Annotated in this window: 14 protein-coding genes and 1 pseudogene; 7 read left to right on the top strand and 8 right to left on the bottom strand. The window is 71.1% G+C overall.

The annotated features are described in order from the left end of the window. On the bottom strand, positions 1-825 hold the full coding sequence (locus tag KLI87_RS24750) for an MBL fold metallo-hydrolase (RefSeq protein ID WP_214618886.1): 825 nt from the start codon (positions 823-825) through the stop codon (positions 1-3). Positions 826-883: 58 nt separating this feature from the next. Between KLI87_RS24750 and KLI87_RS24745 the strand changes: the two genes are divergently transcribed. Together KLI87_RS24745 and KLI87_RS24740 are read left to right on the top strand one after the other, a co-directional pair. Further along, on the top strand, positions 884-1,282 hold the full coding sequence (locus KLI87_RS24745; RefSeq protein WP_214618885.1) for a helix-turn-helix domain-containing protein: 399 nt from the start codon (positions 884-886) through the stop codon (positions 1,280-1,282). 871 nt (positions 1,283-2,153) lie between these two features. Then, entirely contained in the window at positions 2,154-2,426 is a 273-nt protein-coding gene (locus KLI87_RS24740; protein ID WP_156215265.1) for a hypothetical protein, read from the top strand. A gap of 438 nt (positions 2,427-2,864) precedes the next feature. On the opposite strand, the gene KLI87_RS24735 is transcribed toward KLI87_RS24740, so the two are convergent. From KLI87_RS24735 to KLI87_RS24720, 5 genes and pseudogenes are all read right to left on the bottom strand, one after another. Beyond that, a complete protein-coding gene (locus tag KLI87_RS24735; RefSeq protein WP_214618884.1) occupies positions 2,865-3,533 on the bottom strand; it encodes a trans-aconitate 2-methyltransferase in 669 nt (222 codons plus the stop codon). A 155-nt stretch (positions 3,534-3,688) separates the two neighbouring features. Beyond that, positions 3,689-4,153: a hypothetical protein gene (locus KLI87_RS24730; protein ID WP_156215262.1), complete on the bottom strand. Its 465-nt coding sequence runs from the start codon at positions 4,151-4,153 to the stop codon at positions 3,689-3,691. A 182-nt stretch (positions 4,154-4,335) separates the two neighbouring features. Continuing rightward, a complete protein-coding gene (locus KLI87_RS24725; protein ID WP_250904191.1) occupies positions 4,336-5,364 on the bottom strand; it encodes a hypothetical protein in 1,029 nt (342 codons plus the stop codon). A 63-nt stretch (positions 5,365-5,427) separates the two neighbouring features. Continuing rightward, positions 5,428-5,601 (bottom strand): annotated as a pseudogene (locus KLI87_RS41900) (helix-turn-helix transcriptional regulator); the annotation flags it as partial. A 491-nt stretch (positions 5,602-6,092) separates the two neighbouring features. Continuing rightward, entirely contained in the window at positions 6,093-6,605 is a 513-nt protein-coding gene (locus KLI87_RS24720) for a DUF6326 family protein (RefSeq protein ID WP_214618882.1), read from the bottom strand. 157 nt (positions 6,606-6,762) lie between these two features. Here KLI87_RS24720 and KLI87_RS24715 point away from each other — a divergent pair, with 157 nt between their 5' ends. Both KLI87_RS24715 and KLI87_RS24710 read left to right on the top strand, forming a co-directional pair. Further along, entirely contained in the window at positions 6,763-7,911 is a 1,149-nt protein-coding gene (locus KLI87_RS24715; RefSeq protein ID WP_214618881.1) for a sensor histidine kinase, read from the top strand. After that, positions 7,911-8,558, top strand: coding sequence for a response regulator transcription factor (locus KLI87_RS24710; protein WP_156215255.1), 648 nt, complete (start codon positions 7,911-7,913; stop codon positions 8,556-8,558). The genes KLI87_RS24715 and KLI87_RS24710 overlap by 1 nt, the downstream gene beginning before the upstream one ends. A 106-nt stretch (positions 8,559-8,664) precedes the next feature. Here the strand turns inward: KLI87_RS24710 and KLI87_RS24705 are convergent, their stop codons facing one another. Continuing rightward, complete coding sequence (locus tag KLI87_RS24705) at positions 8,665-10,530, bottom strand: CocE/NonD family hydrolase (RefSeq protein WP_214618880.1); 1,866 nt, start codon at positions 10,528-10,530, stop codon at positions 8,665-8,667. 387 nt (positions 10,531-10,917) lie between these two features. Continuing rightward, entirely contained in the window at positions 10,918-14,478 is a 3,561-nt protein-coding gene (locus tag KLI87_RS24700; RefSeq protein ID WP_214618879.1) for a serine/threonine-protein kinase, read from the bottom strand. 57 nt (positions 14,479-14,535) lie between these two features. On the opposite strand from KLI87_RS24700, the gene KLI87_RS24695 reads away from it, so the two are divergent. From KLI87_RS24695 to hpnD, 3 genes are all read left to right on the top strand, one after another. Then, positions 14,536-15,468, top strand: coding sequence for an aminoglycoside phosphotransferase family protein (locus KLI87_RS24695; protein ID WP_214618878.1), 933 nt, complete (start codon positions 14,536-14,538; stop codon positions 15,466-15,468). 143 nt (positions 15,469-15,611) lie between these two features. Then, positions 15,612-16,475 carry a squalene synthase HpnC gene (gene hpnC / locus KLI87_RS24690; RefSeq protein WP_308166152.1) on the top strand — a complete coding sequence of 288 codons (864 nt, stop codon included), beginning with the start codon at positions 15,612-15,614 and terminating at the stop codon, positions 16,473-16,475. A 55-nt stretch (positions 16,476-16,530) separates the two neighbouring features. Further along, positions 16,531-17,448, top strand: a complete 918-nt coding sequence (hpnD, locus tag KLI87_RS24685; RefSeq protein ID WP_156215248.1) for a presqualene diphosphate synthase HpnD — start codon at positions 16,531-16,533, stop codon at positions 17,446-17,448. The last annotated feature ends 13 nt before the right edge of the window (positions 17,449-17,461 follow it).

Here is a 17,461-nt window from a genome sequence, read left to right as displayed (position 1 = left end):
TCACTTACTGAAGCGCGCGAACTCCCAGGGATCGTGCGCACTGAAAACAGTGACCTGATCCCCGTGTTCACGCTGAAGGGCGCGAAGCCGATCCCGGGTGTCCACGCGCGCCCCAACATCGGTCTGCGCCCCTTCCTGGATCAGGTCGAGGGCGGGGTGGGACGAAGGCGGAGTCTGCTCGATCTCGCCGTGGTACATATACGCGTCGCCCGCGTGCAGCAACCACTGCCCCTCCCCTTCACGCACGGCGACGCCGGAATGGCCCGCCGAATGCCCCGGCAGCGGCACGAGCAACAACTCGCATTCCATTCCCTGTGGACGCGCAGCCCCTTGGAAACCGAACCAGTCCGCGCCCTCGTCGGCGACGACGGGCATCAACTGCGGACCATGGGCCCGATGGGCCGCCATGAACCGTTCAAGACTCACCCGATGATGCGGCGCCGCCGAATCGGTCACGGCCCTGTACTCGGCCTCCCCCACATGAACCTTCGCGTGAGGGAAGTCCGGCAGCCCTCCGGTGTGGTCGCGGTGCAGATGGGTGAGCACGATGTGCCGCACGTCCTGCGGCTCGTACCCGAGGCGGATGACCTGCTGCAACGCGCTCACCGCCACGTCCCGCGCGGGCTCGGCGAAGGCCACCCAGTCCGCGCCCAGCCTCTCCTCCGGGCTGCGCAGGTCGGCGGTACCAAGCCCGGTGTCGACGAGAACCAGCCCGTCCGAATCCGTCTCGACGAGCAGGCAGTGGCACACGGCGGCCAGCTCCTCACCCCCGCCGACCGGGGGTATCTTACGAAGAGCAGCAAAGTTCAGATGGTGAATACGCATGAGGCCCCCGGAAAAGAAGCGGGTGGACTGTTCACCGAAAACCTTAGAAAGGGCTGCCGTGACTCACCAAACGGTTGGACACGAACGCGGCCCGCTCGCGGACTGCCCCGACACCGCCCTCGTCCCCCCGGACCGCGACCCCCACTGCCCCATAGACATCACCCTCGCCGCCGTGGCCGGCCGCTGGACGCCCCTGATCCTCCGCGAGTTCCTGCGCCGCGACGAAGCAACGTACTCAGAGCTGTCCGCCGCCCTCCCCGCCCTCTCGGACAAGGTCCTCTCCGACCGCCTGGCCCAGCTGACCAACGCGGGCGTGATCGAACGCCACCGCACCCCCGGCTGGCCCCCACGCGTCCGCTACACCCTCACCCCCCACGGCCGAGCCCTGGAACCGGTAATGCACGCCATGTGGAACTGGGGCACCAAGACCAACAACAACCCCGGCCACCCCGCATAAATGCCCTCCGCGTCACAGCCGCGTATCCAGCCGGGTGCCGAAGAACCCACACCAAATGACACGTCCATACATTTCGGCGAATTGCGCCCCCTCCCAGAGGCGATGAGGACGTAGGACCACCCCATGCGGTCCGCGACTTCGATCCGGTTACGAACCCTTGCAGGGGCGATGAGCACGGGACGTCCGGCCGGGGGATCGTGTCGTCCTCACGTTGTTGCGAACCCTCGCAGGGGCGATGAGGACGGCGCTGACGGTGCCCCTTCCTGGTGGCGCTCGCCGGTTGCGAACCCTCGCAGGGGCGATGAGGACCCGACCGGCAATGGGCAAGAGCATGGTCGCGGTGTTGCGAACCCTCGCAGGGGCGATGAGGACCCCACGGTAAAGCTGCAGGTGCCCGAAGGGAAGTGGAGGCCGCCTCAAACAGATTTTTCAGCGAGCCGCTGGTCGTGCTGTCGAGCCTGGCGTGTCGCTGAAGAATGTCGCCCACCCCCGCGCCGCCCCAAGGACTGAGTGAGCAGCCCGACCGGCACCGGCCCGTGCTACTCATGAAAGCACCGGGGGTGAGCGGTTGCCCAGTGCGGTCCGCCTAGAACAGCCAGTCGGCGTCGGGGGTAGTCGCGTGTTCCTGTTGGCGCGGTCGGTGGTCAGCTCATTGGACGTCGCGGAGACAGTGCTGTGCCGAATGCAGTACGGCACACAACCCGAACCCCGTCCCAAGATGTAGGAGGAAGCGCCACTCGCGTTCGGCAGACGAGAACGGAGCCCTGACGTGGACGGCAGGAGTGCAGCCCACCGCCTTCGCCGAGGCGGCATGGTGGCGTGGGAGAAATATCGCACCTGGGTTACCACCGCGAACGTCACTGAGGCCGAGTTGACCAAAGAGGTGGTCGATGACCTGGTGGAACAGGCGTCGTCCGCGCCACCCGACCCTGATCACCCGGTCGAGCTGACACCGACCGGGCACCAGATAGAAGCAGCCCGCACACGGAAGCAGTGGACGCGGGCCGTGGGCAGCGGCCTGGCCGCATTCGTCGTGGTGGGCGGCGTCGCGCAGCTCGCCGTGGACGCCCCGCTGCTCCTGGCGGCCGTGATGCTCGGCACCGCCGGGTGGCTCTGGCACCTGGGACGTGACCAACCCAAGTAAGGGCGACTAGGTCCGCTGGCGCGGGTGCCCTCCGAGGACGAAGCCACGCGTTTCGACCCCTTCAGGGCGATGAGGACCGCCCGCGTGCAGGCAGGACGAAGCCTATGCCGAACAGTTGCGAACCCTCGCAGGGGCGACGAGGACGCTCGGGAGGTGACATGGCCACCGTGATCAGACAGTCGACGGGAGACTTCTCCCCGATGTCGGCGCGCGGGTTGCCGCCCGACGCATTCGCCCCGGGGACCCCGACTACGAGCGGTATTTCACCGGCGCTCGACGCTCGCCCCGGCGAGAACGAGGCTCTGACCCGTGGTTCGGCGGCGAGCGCCGTACCGCCTGACCTATCGAAAAGCCAGGCCAGAGCACCCCGGCACGGGCAGCGTCCACACGAGCTCGAAGATCACATACCCCGACCGGAAGCCGGGGTCAGGTAGTGCGTCACGGCTTGCGGCCGTGGACGATGAGGGTTCCGACCTGGCCGGGTTCAGGGGCGGGCTGGATCTGGGCGTTGATATCGGTGAAGCCGTGGTCGGCCAGGATGTCCGCCCAGGTGTCGGGTTCGTAGGCCCACCGGTGTATCCAGACCTGTCGGCCGGTAATTCCGTCGCCATACATTCCCTGGACTCCGTAGGCGCCTGGAACGGCCGGGGCATGGGAGAAGACCAGTCTGCCGCCGACGGCCAGGCGGTCATGGATGCGGGGTAGGAGTTCGTTGGGATCGGTGAACCAGACCGCTCCCCAGATGGAATAGACCGCGTCCCACTGGCTGTCGGTGCGGGCGAGGTAATCCACGGCGTCGCCGTGCTCGAAGCACGCGCCGGGCAGGTGGCCCCAGTACGCGCGGGCCTGGGCGCACTGGACGGGCGAGAGGTCCAGGCCGGTCGCGGTGATCCCCTTGGTGGCCAGCGCGGCGACGGCGTCTCCACGGCCGAAGCCGAGCTCCAGACTCGTCGCAGGGTCGCCGAGGAGTTCGTCGCCGGGGCCGTGGCCGGGATACTGCGTCCAGCCGAAGGCGTTCTTCAGCGCCTCCTCGGGGGTGGAGCGGTCATCGTCTCTCTCGGCGTAGCGGTCCCAGTAGCCGGTGCGGTCGCTGATGCTGGTCGGCATGAACGTGCCCCCGGGGTCGGGTGTGGGAGGACCCGCGTCACGGTAGCGCCGTTCCGGCAGTGGCGGCGGTGGTTCGGTGACGAGCGCAGAAGCGGGGCCGGAGCTCGTGGGCTCCGGCCCCGCTCGCGTGGATCAGCTGTCCATCGGCTGGGCGGTCAGTGACAATTGCTTCCCGGGTAGCACGGGGTGCACTTGGCGAAGTCGGCCTCCCACAGCGGCCAGTCGATGGCGAACCCGTTGTCGTGGATGACGTGGGCGGTCCGCTCGACCGAGCCGTCGTTCTTGAACTCGATCGCGGGGACGTGGTCGAGGAACCCGCCGAAGTGCTGGTCGCAGAATTCGCGGTAGTGGCGGGTATCGAGAATGAACCCGTGGACGGCGATGTCGACCAGCGGGCCGCAGCCGATCTCCAACTGCTGGCCCCACTTGTCCATGGCGGTGATGAGGTAGGCGACGGCCTGGCCGAAGAGGCGATCGGCCATCACGGTGTCGAAGGGGTGATCGCGGACGAGCAAAGCGACCTGCCGATCCCACACATGCGGGGTGACGAACGAGCGCGGGTTTCGGCGCGGGCAGGTGGTCGGCGGTTGGCTGGTGGGCGGCTGGACGGCGGTGGACATACGTGCCTCCCTGATGGACCCTCTCGGTGGCACCTGACTGGTGCCGCTGATGTCGTGCCTTCACCGTGCGCCCCGACGCCGGGCACAGCCAGACGCGCGTGCAGGCCACGCACACCGTGTGCCGAATCTGCACACGAAGTGGCGCGGCAGCCGACTGCGTGCCTACGGTGAGAGGTCGGGGCCTACTGGAGGTGGCAACGGGCGGCCAGATCGCGCAGCGTGGGCGAGGTCCGGCCCGAGACCAAGAGCCCGCTCACCAACTCGCGCACCACGGGCCGGGTCCGGGTCTCCTGCGGCGCGGCTCGTTCGGCGGCCAGTAGCGCCCGCAGCGCCTCCTCCCGGCGTCCCCACATTCCGTACGCCCGCGCCAGATCGGTGAAGTAGCGGGCCTGGCGTTCGGGGGTCGGTAGCGCCTGAGGTTGCACCGCGCCGGCTGCCCGTACCGCGCTGGCCGGGTCTCCGGCGGTGTACTCGGCCGAGATCAGATGCAACCGGACAGCGGTGATCCCGAACCCGCCGCCGTTGCGACGCAGCAGCAGGCCGCCGCCGAGCCGAGCGGCGAGCGCCATCGCCTGGCCGGTCAGCTCCCGCATCCCGGCGCGGTCTCCGGCGTGGGCTGCGGTGTAGGCCGCCGACATCACCAACTGCCCTCGCGCCGCGATGTGGGCGGGCCGGTCGTCTCGCAGCTCGTCGGCGTCGGCCGCCGCCATGGCGATCTCCGTGGCCTGGTCGTGCCAGCCGTTGCGGCGGGTGAGCACCGCCAACTGCCGGGCCGCCTCGGCGGAGGCGAGCACATCACCGCTGATGTCGGCGTGCGTGCGAGCGCGGTCGACGGCCAGCCAACCTAGGGGTTCGTCCAGCTTGACCATCAGCCGCGTGACCAGGTTGTAGGTGTGGGCGAGGATCGCGGCGCCGCCCGGCTTTCCGGCGGCGGCGTGACCGCCGGCCAGCAGGCCGGGTAGACCTTCGGCGAGGCGACCGTACTGACAGGCGTCGTAGTCGCGGCATGCCGCGTTCAGCGCGACCGCCAGCCTCGGCGCCGCGACCGGAGCGGCGCGATCGCCGGTACCGAGCAGAGCGTCACGGACCCGCGCGACCAGGGCGGCGTCGCACGCGTCCGTCCGGGGCGGAGCGGCGGAACGGGCGGCGGGGCCGGTGACGGCAGCGCCCGCGGTGACGGCGAGGTTGGTCAGCAGCTCGCGGCGCCGCACATCACCCTCCCCGAATGGCTCGCCTGTCACCGTAGCGGTCACGCCGAACGTGCCCGGGGGTATCTCTAAGATCTCGGCGAGGCGCCGTAGCGTGGCCACATCCTCCAGCGGCCGGGCGCCCGTCTCCAGGCGGGAAACGGTGGAACGTGAGCAGTGGAGACGGGCGGCCAGGTCGGTCTGGGACCAGCCGAGGGCGAGGCGGGCGGACCGTACGAGTGGACCGGGCCGAGCGCTCATTGCAGCACCCCGCGACCAGAGGGAGGGCGTCTATCCCGCCAGGATAATTCCCCGCAGATGCCGTCGATGGCATGGCTTGGTCTCCTCGCAGGTCGAAGCCCCTCACCTGCTGCGTTCATGCGGTGGCTTCGGCCTAGGGACCGCAGGGGGTGGGTGCCGCTGGGGCGATCATGTTCCGGTGCCTCGGTCGGCGTCTTCGTTCAGGCGACCGGTTAACCCCGCAGTCCCCCATTCAAGCCCCGGACGCGGCGTCCTCGACTAGGTAGCGGCGTCTCGTCCACGTCGATCGCGACCAAACTCTCGCAGAGGCGGCGAGGACGCGATGACCGTGCCGCGGTTCCGGGTGCTCAGGGCGAAAAGTTGGAGGTACGCGAAGGGGAGAGGGGCCGGTGTTCTGCCGCTCTGGGCGAGCCCTGGGGCATTGCCACGCCGGCATGACCATCCGTGCTCGCGGGCGGCGCGGGCGAGGGATGGTCAGGCGCGGGGGGTGGTCACGCCTGCTGCGGCTCGCTGTCGAGGGTGGTGGCCAGGGTCGCCGGTGATGTGATGCGGCGTGGCCAGGACCAGGCGGAGCGCAGGATGAAGGCCAGGAGCAGCAACTCAAGTCCGATGGAGAGGCCGTAGAAGTAGGAGTAGGACCACGGCTCCCCTGCCGCGTTGAACACCGAGACGGGGATGTAGAGCGCTGCGACGACGACGTTGATGGTGCGGTTGACGCGGGCGGGCAGTGTCGCGGAGAGCAGGATCATGAGGATCGGGACGGCCATGAGCGAGAGCGCGACGGCGACGAAGGTCGGGCCGGTGTCGAACTCGTGGACGGTGCCGCCCAGGAGGTCGTCGAGGAAGCCGGGCTTGTACAGGGCGAGGTAGTCGACGTAGATGTAGAGGAACATGAAGCTGGTCCATGCCGCTGCGAGCTTGGCCTGCACGGGTAGGCGCAGGTCCTCCAGCGTGCTCTGGGACGACGGATTCTCTGGTGCGGTTTGGGATTGGGGCGTTCTCATCACGGACTCCCTGTGATCGGGTGGGTGCTTCCACCCTCACGGATGCCGGCGGCGGGCACATCGGCCGCGGAACCTGGTTTGACCTGGCCTTTGGCACAGCCGGGCTCTTGTACTTTCGGCGGATACATCGAGCCCGCGGGCTGCCTAGGCTCATCAGATGGCCACCAACGCACTCCGCTCGCTGTGGGCCGAACCTCGACCCGCGAATGCCCCGGCCCTGGGGCCGCGGGACTGGGCCTTGGTCGCGGTACTGATCTGCTGGTCCGCGGCGGAAGCGGTGCTTCGCCAGGACCTGGCGCCACGCCCGCTGCTGCTGCTGGCGGTGCTCGCGGTCCTCGGCCCACTGCTGTGGCGACGCACGCACCCGCTCGTCGCGGTCGTGGTCTCCTTCGGCACGTTGACGATCATCGACGTCGTCAGAGTCCTCACCGGGACGCAAGGCGCCCTGCTGAACAGCGGCATCGCGGTGCTGATCCTGGCCTACGCCTTGTTCCGGTGGGGCTCCGGCCGGGAAGCCGCGAGCGGCCTCGGCGTCATCCTGCTCTGGCCGGCCCTCATCACCGCCCTCGGCGCCGACCCCACCACCCTGGCGGAGGTGGTCGCGGGATACGCGTTCTTCCTGTTCGCCGCCGCGCTCGGCACCGCGATCCGCTATCGCACGAAGATCCGCATCCGCGACATCGACCACGCCAAGGCCCGCGAACGCGAACAGCTCGCCCGTGACCTCCACGACACCGTCGCCCACCGCGTCACGGGCATCGCCATCCAGGCCCAGGCAGGACGTGCCGTCGCGGCCTCCCACCCCGAGCGTGCCGTCGAGGCCCTGGCCGTCATCGAGGACGCGGCGAGCCGCACCCTCACCGAGCTGCGCGCCATCGTCGGCGTGCTCCGCGCCACGCAGGACACCGGGTTCGCGCCGCAGCCCGGTGTGGCCGAGGTCGAGCAGCTCGCCACCGATGGCCGGACGCGCCCCTGCGTCAAGGTGACGCTGTCCGGCGAGTTCGACGACCTCAGCCCGGCGGTCGGGACCGCGATCTACCGCCTGGCCCAGGAGTCCGTCACCAACGCCCGACGGCACGCCCGGCACGCGTCGAAGGTCACCGTCGCCGTCACAGGCGACGCCGACCAGGTGCGGCTGACCGTCGACGACGACGGCTCCGCCGCCGGCGGCCGCGCCCCGGCGGGCTACGGCCTGGTGGGCATGCGGGAGCGCGCCTCGCTGCTCGGCGGCACCTTCCACGCGGGCCCCGCCGCCGAGCGGGGCTGGCGGGTGGAGGCGGTCCTGCCCCGAACCGGGACGCCATGATGAGCGTCAGGGTCCTCGTCGCCGACGACCAGCCCATCGTGCGCACCGGGCTGACCATGCTGCTCGACGCCCAACCCGGCATCGAGGTGGTCGGCGCGGCCGCCGACGGGCGCGAGGCGGTCCGCCTGGCGCTCCGGCTGCGCCCCGACGTCGGCCTGTTCGACATCCGGATGCCGCTGATGGACGGCATCGAGGCCACCCGGCGCCTCGCCGGCCCCGACGTCACCGATCCACTGCCGATCGTGGTCATCACCACCTTCGACCTCGACGAGTACGTCTACGGGGCGCTCAAGGCCGGCGCCCGCGGGTTCCTGCTCAAGGACGCCGGACCCGCCCTGCTGACCCAGGCCATCCACGCCGCCGCCGACGGGGACGCCCTGATCGCGCCCAGCGTGACCGTCCGGCTGCTCGCGGCCTTCGCCCACGCACAGACCCCACCACGGAGGCAGCCGATAGAACCGCTCACCGCCCGCGAGGAGGAAGTCCTCGTGCCTGTAGCCCAAGGCCGCACCAACAATGAGATCGCCGGCGAGCTGCATATCACCCCGAGCACCGTCAAGGCCCACGTCGCCAGCCTCATGCGAAAGCTCGGCGCCCGGAACCGCGTCGAGGTCGCCATGTGGGCCCACGAGACCGGCCGAATCTGACGCCGCCCCGGCTGGGCGGCTGCGGCTCGCCGAGCGGAGGTACCGGCCGCGGTTCGACCGCAGCGGCAGGCCCGCGGCGGGGGCGCGGGCCAGCCGTTGCGCCGGGTCAGCGGACGGGCACCGGAATGATCGGCAGCGTGATCGACGACGGGTGCTCCGGGTCGTGCAGGACGGTCTGCGACGCGGGCTGCGTGGTCGTGTCGGCACCGAACTTCCCGCCCGTGTTCGGGTTCCGGTCGTACATCGGGAAGTTGCTGCTGGAGATCTCCAACCGGATGCGGTGGCCCGCCTTGAACACGTTGCTGGTCGGCCACAGCTTGATCGTGTACTTGTAGACCTCCCCGGGGGTGATCAGCTCCGGCTTCTCCAGCGAGACCCGGTACCGGGCGCGCTGGATGCCGTCCCGGACCAGCATCGAGGTGCCGTCCGGCTGGACGTCGGTGAGCTTCGCCGTCCAGTCGGTGTCCTTCGCCGAGGACCTGGCGTACAGCGTGACCGAGATCGGGCCGGTGACCTCGGTGTCCTTGGTGAGCCGCGGGGTGCTGTAGACCAGCACGTCCCGCCGCTGCTCGACGGACCGCTGGTCCTGCGGGCCGCCGGGTACCGAGCTCTGGAAACGGCCGCCGACGCTCGGCACCGGGTTCGCCGGGTCGTACTGGTACTGGTCGGCCTTCTCGCCCGTCGCGGGCGCGGTGCTGTCGAGCGTGCCGCCGCCGTTCGCGGTGTTCGCGTCGCCCTTGCTGTGCAGGTAGTACGTGGTGTTGGCGGTGCCGGGGATCGGCCAGGAGTCAGCCGTGCGCCACTTGTTGGCGCCCATCACGAAGACCTTCACCGGCGGATCCGCGTCCACGCCGTTGGCGATCCCCTTCAGCCAGTGGTCGAACCAGCGGAGGTGCAGATCGCCCACCGCGACGACCGCCTCCGGACCGAAGTCGACGGCGCCCACCGTGCGGCCCGAGCCGCCGTGCGTCCACGGCCCGACGAGGAGCTGCGACCCCTGCCGGGCGACCTCGGACCCGCCCTGGGCGCGCATCCCGGCGAAGTTCTCCACCGTCCCGTTGAGGAAGATGTCGGACCAGCCGCCGAAGTTCAGCGACGGCACGTTGACCCGCGGATACTTCGTGCGGATGCTCCAGCGCTTCCAGTAGTCGTCGTCGCTCGGGTGGTCGATCCAGTCGAAGTAGTACGGCGCGATGCGGTTGTCCCCCGGGTACAGCGGCGGGAAGTTGTTCAGCGGCTGGTGCCGGTACCACTTGGTGTGCAGGTCCCGCGACGCCTGGGTCATCTCCGCCCGCAGCTTCGCGGCGTCCGGGAGCTTGCTGATGACGCCCCCGTTGAGGAAGCTCAGCAGCCAGTCCTGGATGAACGCCTGGTACAGCGCGCCGCCCTCGTAGGTCCATCCGTCGTAGATGTCGGAGGACGTGAACGCCGGGGCGATCGTGACCAGGTGCGGAGGCGTGAGGGTGGCGGGCAGCCACTGCGTGAGCCCCGGATAGGAGAACCCGTACATGCCGACCTTGCCGTTGGAGTGCGGCAGGGCGGCGGACCACTCGATGGTGTCGTAGCCGTCCTCAGCCTCGGTCCGGTACGGGTAGAAGGCGCCGTCCGACTTGTACTCGCCGCGGACGTCCTGCACCACGACGAGGTAGCAGGCCTTGGCGTAACGGTCCGGGGCGCCGTAGACGAAGCTCAGGGCGCCCTCCTTGTTGTAGGGCAGCCGCATCAGGATGACGGGGAACTTGCCGTCCCCTTTCGGCGTGAACACGTTGCTGCGCAACACCGTCCCGTCCCGCATAGTGGCAGGGACGTCCTTCTGGACGCTGAATTCGCACACCTCCGCCTTCGGGGCCGCGTCGGCCGGCGCACCGGGCGCGGCGACGCCGGCCAGCAGCACCACGGCCGCCGCCACAAGGGACAGCCGCCAGCTGCGACTTCTTCTGTTCGCCCAGGTCGTCCGTCGTCTCGCGCGCATCGCCGTGACCCCTTCCTGGCCGGGGCGGCCGGGCCGCCCGTCGACTGTTCGACGTCGTCGGGCGGAGCATCGCATGATCACAACGGCTTGTCAGGAGGGCGGTCAGGGCCTGTCGGCCGAACGGTCGATCGGTGCGCCGAACGGTCCGATTGTGGCGAATTGACCGACCCGTCCCGGTCGCTCCAAGATCACCGATCTCCCCATGCGGGGACAAGCCGGACGACCCGAAAACACCATTCCCGGCCATACTTTCAAAGTTTTCTCCGCAAGATCGATTTGGACGCCAGGGCGCCGACCCGCAAGGTTCAGCCAAGGCCGCCGTGGTGCATTTCGCCGAAACGGCTGGAGCCATCCGGGCCCGACGTGATGGCCTACATGTAAAGATCTTTAGCCACAAACGGGTCTATAGGAGAGGTCGGGGACGTACTGGTTCCACTCGGCTTCGCTCAGGCCGCCGACCTGGGCGCATAGCCGGTCGGTGAGGCGGGCGGGATCAAGGGTGGTGGCCTGAATCGTGCGGTCGCCTCCGTAGGTGTAGAGCACGGTGCCGTCTCGGGAGAACGCGAAGGTGTCGACTCCACCGGCGTGGCCGGGGAGGGTGGGGCCGTAGGGCCGTCCGGTGGCCACCTCGTACAGGTGGACGCCGCCGCGCGCGTCGCTGGTGGCGACCAGGCGGCCGTCGGGGGAGAACGCGGCGGGCAGGTCTTCCACGTCGGGCACGGCGGCCAGGGGCGTTCCTCTTCGCTTGTCGCCTCGGAGGTCCCACAGGTACAAGTCGTCGGGGTTGATGATGACCAGGGCGACGGAACCGTCGGGAGACACGGCCAGCACGTCGACGACGCTGAAGAAGTCGAACCGCTTGTGGACTTGTCCTGAATCCATGTCGACGACGGCGCTCTTCAAGGTCACCGTACGACCGTCGGATCGGTAGAACAGCTCCCCCGATCCGGAGGACTCCAACGGGATGACGCGGGTGCGCCGGCCCGAGCGGGCGTCCCACTCCTGCAACCACGACTTGTAGGGGTGCCGCGGGTCGATGACCTCCGCGTTCAGGCCGCCGACGAGGGACCGGCCGTCCGGGGAGAACGCGACGCCTTTGCCGAGCGCGCCGTCGGGCCAGTCGAGCTCCGCGACCTTCTGGAGTGTGCGCGCGTCCCACACGCCGAAGCCGTCGTCCGGGTTCCGGTCGGGAATGGCCACCAGACCGCCGTCGGGGCTGAAGACCATCCCTCGCCAAACGCTTCTCAAGGAAGGCACGGAGATGGGGGACGTCCACCCCGCCGGATTACCGGTGATGGAGACGCTGTCCGCGCCCATGGAGGCGAGGAGGTCGCCGGACGGGCTGAGCACCCCGTGTCCGGCGTCGCGTCCGACGGAGATCCGGTCGGCGTAGCCCGAGATGTTCGTGGTGACGACGCGGTTGAGGGTCGTCGCGCAGCGCAGCAGGTCACCGGCGGCGGAGAAGCGGCAGTCGGTCGGCGTCTCGTCGTCGAGCCCGCGGGCCATCAGGGGCGCCTCGGCGGAGCCGTCCAGATTCCATAGAGTGAACCCGACGGCCAGGAGGCGGCCGTCGGGGCTGAACACCGGTTCGTCCACGCCGCGCGCACTCCGCTCGTGCCAGGGGACACGGGACCGCGAGGCGACGGGCTCGGTGCGCGCCAGGTTGTTCAGATCAAGCACGGTCACCCTGCTGCCGACGACCAAAGCGAGCCTGGCTCCGGCGGGCCCGAACCCGACCTGGCGTATCCGCTGGGACGCGCTCTCGGAAGCCAGCGCCGCGCCCAGCCACGGCGTGGGAATCCGTTTGCGGGCCGCGACGTCCCACAGTTGGAAGCCGCTCGGCAGGACCATCGCGACCAGGGCGTCGTCGGCGCTCACGGCCCAGGCGTAGGGGCGCTCCTTCCAGCTCATGGCGAGGCGACCGCTGCGCGCGTTCCATAAAGCCATTTCGGGAGCGGTTGTTCGGGGATCGCCGGAGCCTCCAGGCCCGTTGTCCATCATCAACAGGTTGCCGCTCACGCTGTACCGCAGGTTCCAGAAGGATTGACGCGGATCGCCCATCGGCCTGCCCTGCGGCTTTCCGGTGGCCGCGTCGTAGACCTGGACCACACCGCGCCGGCTCAGATCTCCTCCGGTGGATAAGAGCTGCGCCATGTGGCGTCCGTCCGGGCTGAACACGGCCGCGCTTTTCGGCTCGGCCCCCGGCGGCATCGGAACGCGCTGGTGCGTCTTCAGATCCCAGCGTGTCACCTGGACGCGATCGTCGAACGTGGCGGTGCGGCCGTCGGGGGTGAGTACCACCTGGGCATTGGAGGCGGGGTTGAACGTATCGCCCTCCCACTGGTACATGGCGTTGATGAGGGCTTTCCGGGTCTGGTCGTCGTCGCCGACGCGCGCGGCGGCCAGGGCGAGGCGGCGGCTGGTGCGCGGGTCGTCGCGCTGGAGGGACGCGGCGAGCGCGGCGAGCCGGTCGGCGATGGCCCGGTCGCGCTGGCGGGAGAGGACCGCGCGCTGGTTCACCGCGACGACGGCCCCGCCCACGGCCACGACCAGCAGGACGGCGAGGACGGCCGTCAGCGCGCCCCGGCTGCGGGCGCGGCGGCGGCCGAGGGCCGCCGAGGCGTCCAGGAACGCGCGCTCGACGGCGTTCAGCGTCAGGTGGCGGCGTCCGGTCGCGGCCCACTGGACGGCGCGGGCCAGCACGCTCCCCTGGAGCAGGTCACCGGCCCGGCGGCCGTGCCGGTCCCAGACCCGCGCTGCGTCCGCGAGCGAGCGGTGCACGGCCAGCCCGGCGCGCTCGTCATCGACCCACCCGCGCAGCCGCGGCCAGGCGCGGAGCAGCGCCGCGCCGCAGATCGCCACCCGGTCGCCCTCGCGGACCAGCAGCCCGGCGCGCGTGAACTCCTCGACCGCCCGCTCGGCACCGTCGCCGAACTCGTCGACCGCGGCCCGGCGGAGGGTGTCGGCGGCGCCCTCGCCCGGCAGCACCATGCGCAGCAGGATCGCGGGGACGGCCTCCCGCGCGAGCGGGTCGAGCCGCCGGTAGGCGGCCTCGGCGACGTCCGCGAGCGAGGGCGGCGCGGCACCCGCCACGGCCGCGGCGGCGACCCGGCTCCCCTCCGAGAGCATCGCCCCCTCGTCGAAGGAGCCGCCGAGGAGGTCCAGCAGCACCTCGCGCGCCGACGGGCGGTCCCGCGGCCGCTTCGCCAGCGCCGCCGCCACCACCGACCGGAGCGGCTCGTCCAGCACGTGCAGCTCCGGCTCCACGTGCTGGACGGTGTGGGAGAGCTGCATCAGGTTCTCGCCCGCGAACGGCGGCCGCCCGAGCGCGCCGAACAGCACCACCGCCCCCCACGCCCACACATCCGACGCGGCGCTCGCGGGCTCGCCCGCGAAGACCTCCGGGGACATGTAGCGGGGCGTGCCCTTGGCGCCGGTCGCGCTGCGGGTCATGTCCTCGGCCCGGGCGAGCCCGAAGTCGATGACGCGGGGCCCGTCGGGGCCGAGCAGGACGTTCCCGGGCTTGAGGTCGCGGTGGACGACCCCGCCCCGGTGGATCGCGACGAGCGCGGTCGCGACGCCGATCGCGAGCCGTCCCAGCTCGCCGGACCCGAACGGGCCGCCGGAGGCGACGGCGCGCTCCAGGTCGGGCCCGGGGACGTACTCGCTGACCACGTACGGGGGCTCGGCGTCCAGGTCGAACGCCAGCACGCGGGCGGTGCAGAACGGCGACACCCGGGTCACGGCGTCGATCTCGCGGGCGAGCACGTCCCGGGGCCCGCCGGCGCGCTCCCCCGCGAACACCCCGTGCAGCGCCTTGACCGCGACGCGCGCGCCGTCCGCGCCGTACGCCTCGTAGACCACCCCCTGCCCGCCCGCGCCGAGGCGGCGGGCCAGCCAGTAGTCGCCGAGCTCGCGGGGATCGCCGGGAACCAGTGGGGTCGTCACATTCCTAGGACGATTCGGCGTTCCTACGCGTTCACGCCCTGTGGCAGGGTTGGGCGGATGCCGCCGATTCTTCCTGGTCCGCTCCCGTCCGTCCTTGTCGAGAACGCCGTCGAGGTCTGGGGGGACGACGGCCGCCGCTGGCTGAAGCGGCTGCCCGGCCTGCTCGCCGAGATCGCCCGCGAGTGGCGGCTGGAGATCGAGGCCGCCCGGTACGGCCTCAGCTACCACTGGGTCGCGCCCGTCCGGAGGGAGGACGGGACGAAGGCGGTCCTGAAGCTCGGCCCGCCCGAACCCGGACACCTCGGCATCGAGGCGGCGGCCCTGGAGATCTACGGCGGCGAGGGCGCGGTGCGGCTGCTGGAGCACGACCCGGGCCGGGGCGCGCTGCTGTTGGAGCGTGCCGAGCCGGGGAGGGTGCTGAGCGAACTCGTCCCGGACAGGGACGAGGAGGCCACCGCCGTGTTCCTCGACGTGGCGCGGCGGCTCCGGCACGTGCCGCCTCTTGGATGCGCCCTCCCGGGCCTGGAGAAGGAGAGCGCGTCGTTCTCCGGCCACCTGCGCCGCTTCCCGGGCGACGGTCCGCTCCCCCGCCACCTCGTCGAGCGCGCCGGACGGCTGTTCGACGAGTTGTGCGCGAGCGCGCCCGAGCGGCTCGTCCTGCACGGGGACCTGCACCACGACAACATCCTGAGCGCGGAGCGCGAGCCGTGGCTGGCGATCGACCCGCACGGCGTGGTGGGCGACCCCGGGTACGAGGCGGGCGTCCTGTTCTACAACCCGGGCCCCGACGACCGGGACGGCAGGCTGGTCGACCTGGTGCCCGCGCGGATCGAGCAGGTGGCCGACGGGCTCGCGATGCCGGTGGAGCGGGTCGTCGCGTGGGGGTTCGTGATGGCCGTCCTGTCGGAGGTGTGGACGGCGCAGGGCGACGGGACGCCCGGCAGCCGCGCGCTGGACGTCGCGCTCAGCCTGGTCGGCCGGCTGCCGTGACCGGCCGCGCCCGATAGCGAGCTAATTGCCACAAAAGGCGACTTTCCTGTCGCGTCCTTTCGGTCGCGGAAACGCGCGCCGGTTCAATAACTCCATACCTTGATCAGAGTTTTTCTGGTGCCGCACCGGCGAATCTCCTAGTGGTGACCACTGAACCACCCTGGAGCGCGCGGGAGCACGAGCGGGGCCTGGACGCGCTCGCGCGGCGGGAGAACTTCCCGGTCGCGGCCCGGCTGCTGCCGGGGCGGCACCGCGCCCACCTGCGCGCGGTCTACGGTTTCGCGCGCCTCGTCGACGACATCGGCGACGAGGCGCCGGGCGCGCACCGGGTGGCGCTGCTCGATTCGGTGGACGCGGACCTGGACCTCCTCTACAAAGGGCGGGCGCCGGTTCTTCCGCAGTTAAGGCGGCTGGCGGAGACCGTCCACGCGAGGGGAATTCCGCAGGAGCCTTTCCGGCGGCTGGTCCAGGCGAACCGCCAGGACCAGGAGGTGACCCGCTACGCCTCCTTCGACGAACTGCTGGGGTACTGCGTCCTGTCGGCCAATCCGGTCGGGCGGATCGTGCTGCACGTGTTCGGCGCGGAGGGGCGGGGGCTGGAGGAGGCGTCCGACCGGGTCTGCACCGCGCTGCAGGTGATCGAGCACTGCCAGGACGTGGCCGAGGACTTCAGGGCCGGGCGGATCTACCTGCCCGGCGAGGACCTGCGGCGGTTCGGCTGCGCCGAGGACGACCTGTCCCGGGCGGTGACGCCGACGCGGCTGCGCGGGGTGCTGGCGCTGGAGTCGAACCGGGCGCGGGACCTGCTCGACCGGGGCGCCGCGCCGCTCATGGCGGGCCTGCGCGGGTGGGCCCGGATCGCGGTGGCGGGCTATGTCGCCGGAGGGCGCGCGGCGCTGGCCGCGCTCGTGCGCGGCCGCTACGACGTGCTGGCGCGGACGCCGCGTCCGCGCGGGCCGGTGCTCCTCGCCAACTGGGCCTCCGCTCTCGGAGGGGGCCGGCGATGACGCATCCGCTCCAGGACGGACGAGGCAGAACCCGCGCTCTCGGAGAGGGTGAGCGATGACGGTTTCGGAGACGTGCGAGCGGCCCGAGTGGGTCGTGGAGGCGTATCGGCACTGCGAGCGGGTGGTCCGGGAGGAGGCCCGCAACTTCGGCTACGGGATCCGGCTGATGCCCGCCCCGAAGCGCCGCGCGATGAGCGCGATCTACGCGTTCGCGCGGGGCGTGGACGACATCGGGGACGGCCCGGAGCCCGCGTGCGTCCGGATGGACCTGCTGGACCGGGCGCGCGGGCGGCTCGAAACGGTCCAGGAGGTGCTGTGGCGGCGGGCCGACTCGCGGGCGCTGGAGGGGCACCCGGTGCTGACGGCGCTGGCGGACGCGGCGGGCCGCTACCCGATCCCGCTGGACGCGTTCGCGGAGCTGATCGACGGCTGCGAGAGCGACGTGCGCGGCGCCGCCTACGAGACGTTCGACGACCTGCTGCGGTACTGCCAGCAGGTCGCGGGCACGGTGGGCCGCCTGTCGCTGGGCGTGTTCGGCTACGACGGGCGGCAGCGCGCGGAGGGGCTCGCGGACTCGCTCGGGGTCGCGTTCCAGCTCACGAACATCCTGCGGGACGTCAGGGAGGACCGGCTCGCGGGCCGGGTGTACCTGCCCGCCGAGGACCTCGACCGGTTCGGGTGCACGCTGGAGCTGGACGAGACGGGCGAGTTCGTCGACCCGGCGTCGCGGCTGCACGACCTCGTCGCGTTCCAGGCGGAGCGGGCGCGGGCCTGGTACGCCGAGGGGCTGCGGCTGCTGCCGCTGCTCGACCGGCGCTCGGCGGCGTGCACGGCGGCGATGGCGGGGATCTACCGGCGGCTGCTGGAGCGCATCGCGGAGAGCCCGGCGCTCGCGCTGACCTCGCGGGTGTCGCTGCCGACCTGGCAGAAGGCCGTCGTGGCGGCCCGCGCCCTGACGGGCGTCGAGCGGTGACGGGGGGCGGGCG

It is taken from the genome of Actinomadura sp. NEAU-AAG7 (assembly GCF_018603865.1).
GTDB lineage: Bacteria > Actinomycetota > Actinomycetes > Streptosporangiales > Streptosporangiaceae > Spirillospora > Spirillospora litoris.
This window is presented reverse-complemented; position numbering and strand designations above follow the sequence as displayed.

Coding starts and splice junctions, on each gene's coding strand:
- KLI87_RS24715 (WP_214618881.1), top strand. CDS start 6,763: ATGGCCACCAACGCACTCCGCTCGCTGTGGGCCGAACCTCGACCCGCG.
- hpnD (WP_156215248.1), top strand. CDS start 16,531: ATGACGGTTTCGGAGACGTGCGAGCGGCCCGAGTGGGTCGTGGAGGCG.
- KLI87_RS24705 (WP_214618880.1), bottom strand. CDS start 10,530: ATGCGCGCGAGACGACGGACGACCTGGGCGAACAGAAGAAGTCGCAGC.
- KLI87_RS24730 (WP_156215262.1), bottom strand. CDS start 4,153: ATGTCCACCGCCGTCCAGCCGCCCACCAGCCAACCGCCGACCACCTGC.
- KLI87_RS24720 (WP_214618882.1), bottom strand. CDS start 6,605: ATGAGAACGCCCCAATCCCAAACCGCACCAGAGAATCCGTCGTCCCAG.
- KLI87_RS24750 (WP_214618886.1), bottom strand. CDS start 825: ATGCGTATTCACCATCTGAACTTTGCTGCTCTTCGTAAGATACCCCCG.
- KLI87_RS24735 (WP_214618884.1), bottom strand. CDS start 3,533: ATGCCGACCAGCATCAGCGACCGCACCGGCTACTGGGACCGCTACGCC.
- KLI87_RS24710 (WP_156215255.1), top strand. CDS start 7,911: ATGAGCGTCAGGGTCCTCGTCGCCGACGACCAGCCCATCGTGCGCACC.
- KLI87_RS24695 (WP_214618878.1), top strand. CDS start 14,536: ATGCCGCCGATTCTTCCTGGTCCGCTCCCGTCCGTCCTTGTCGAGAAC.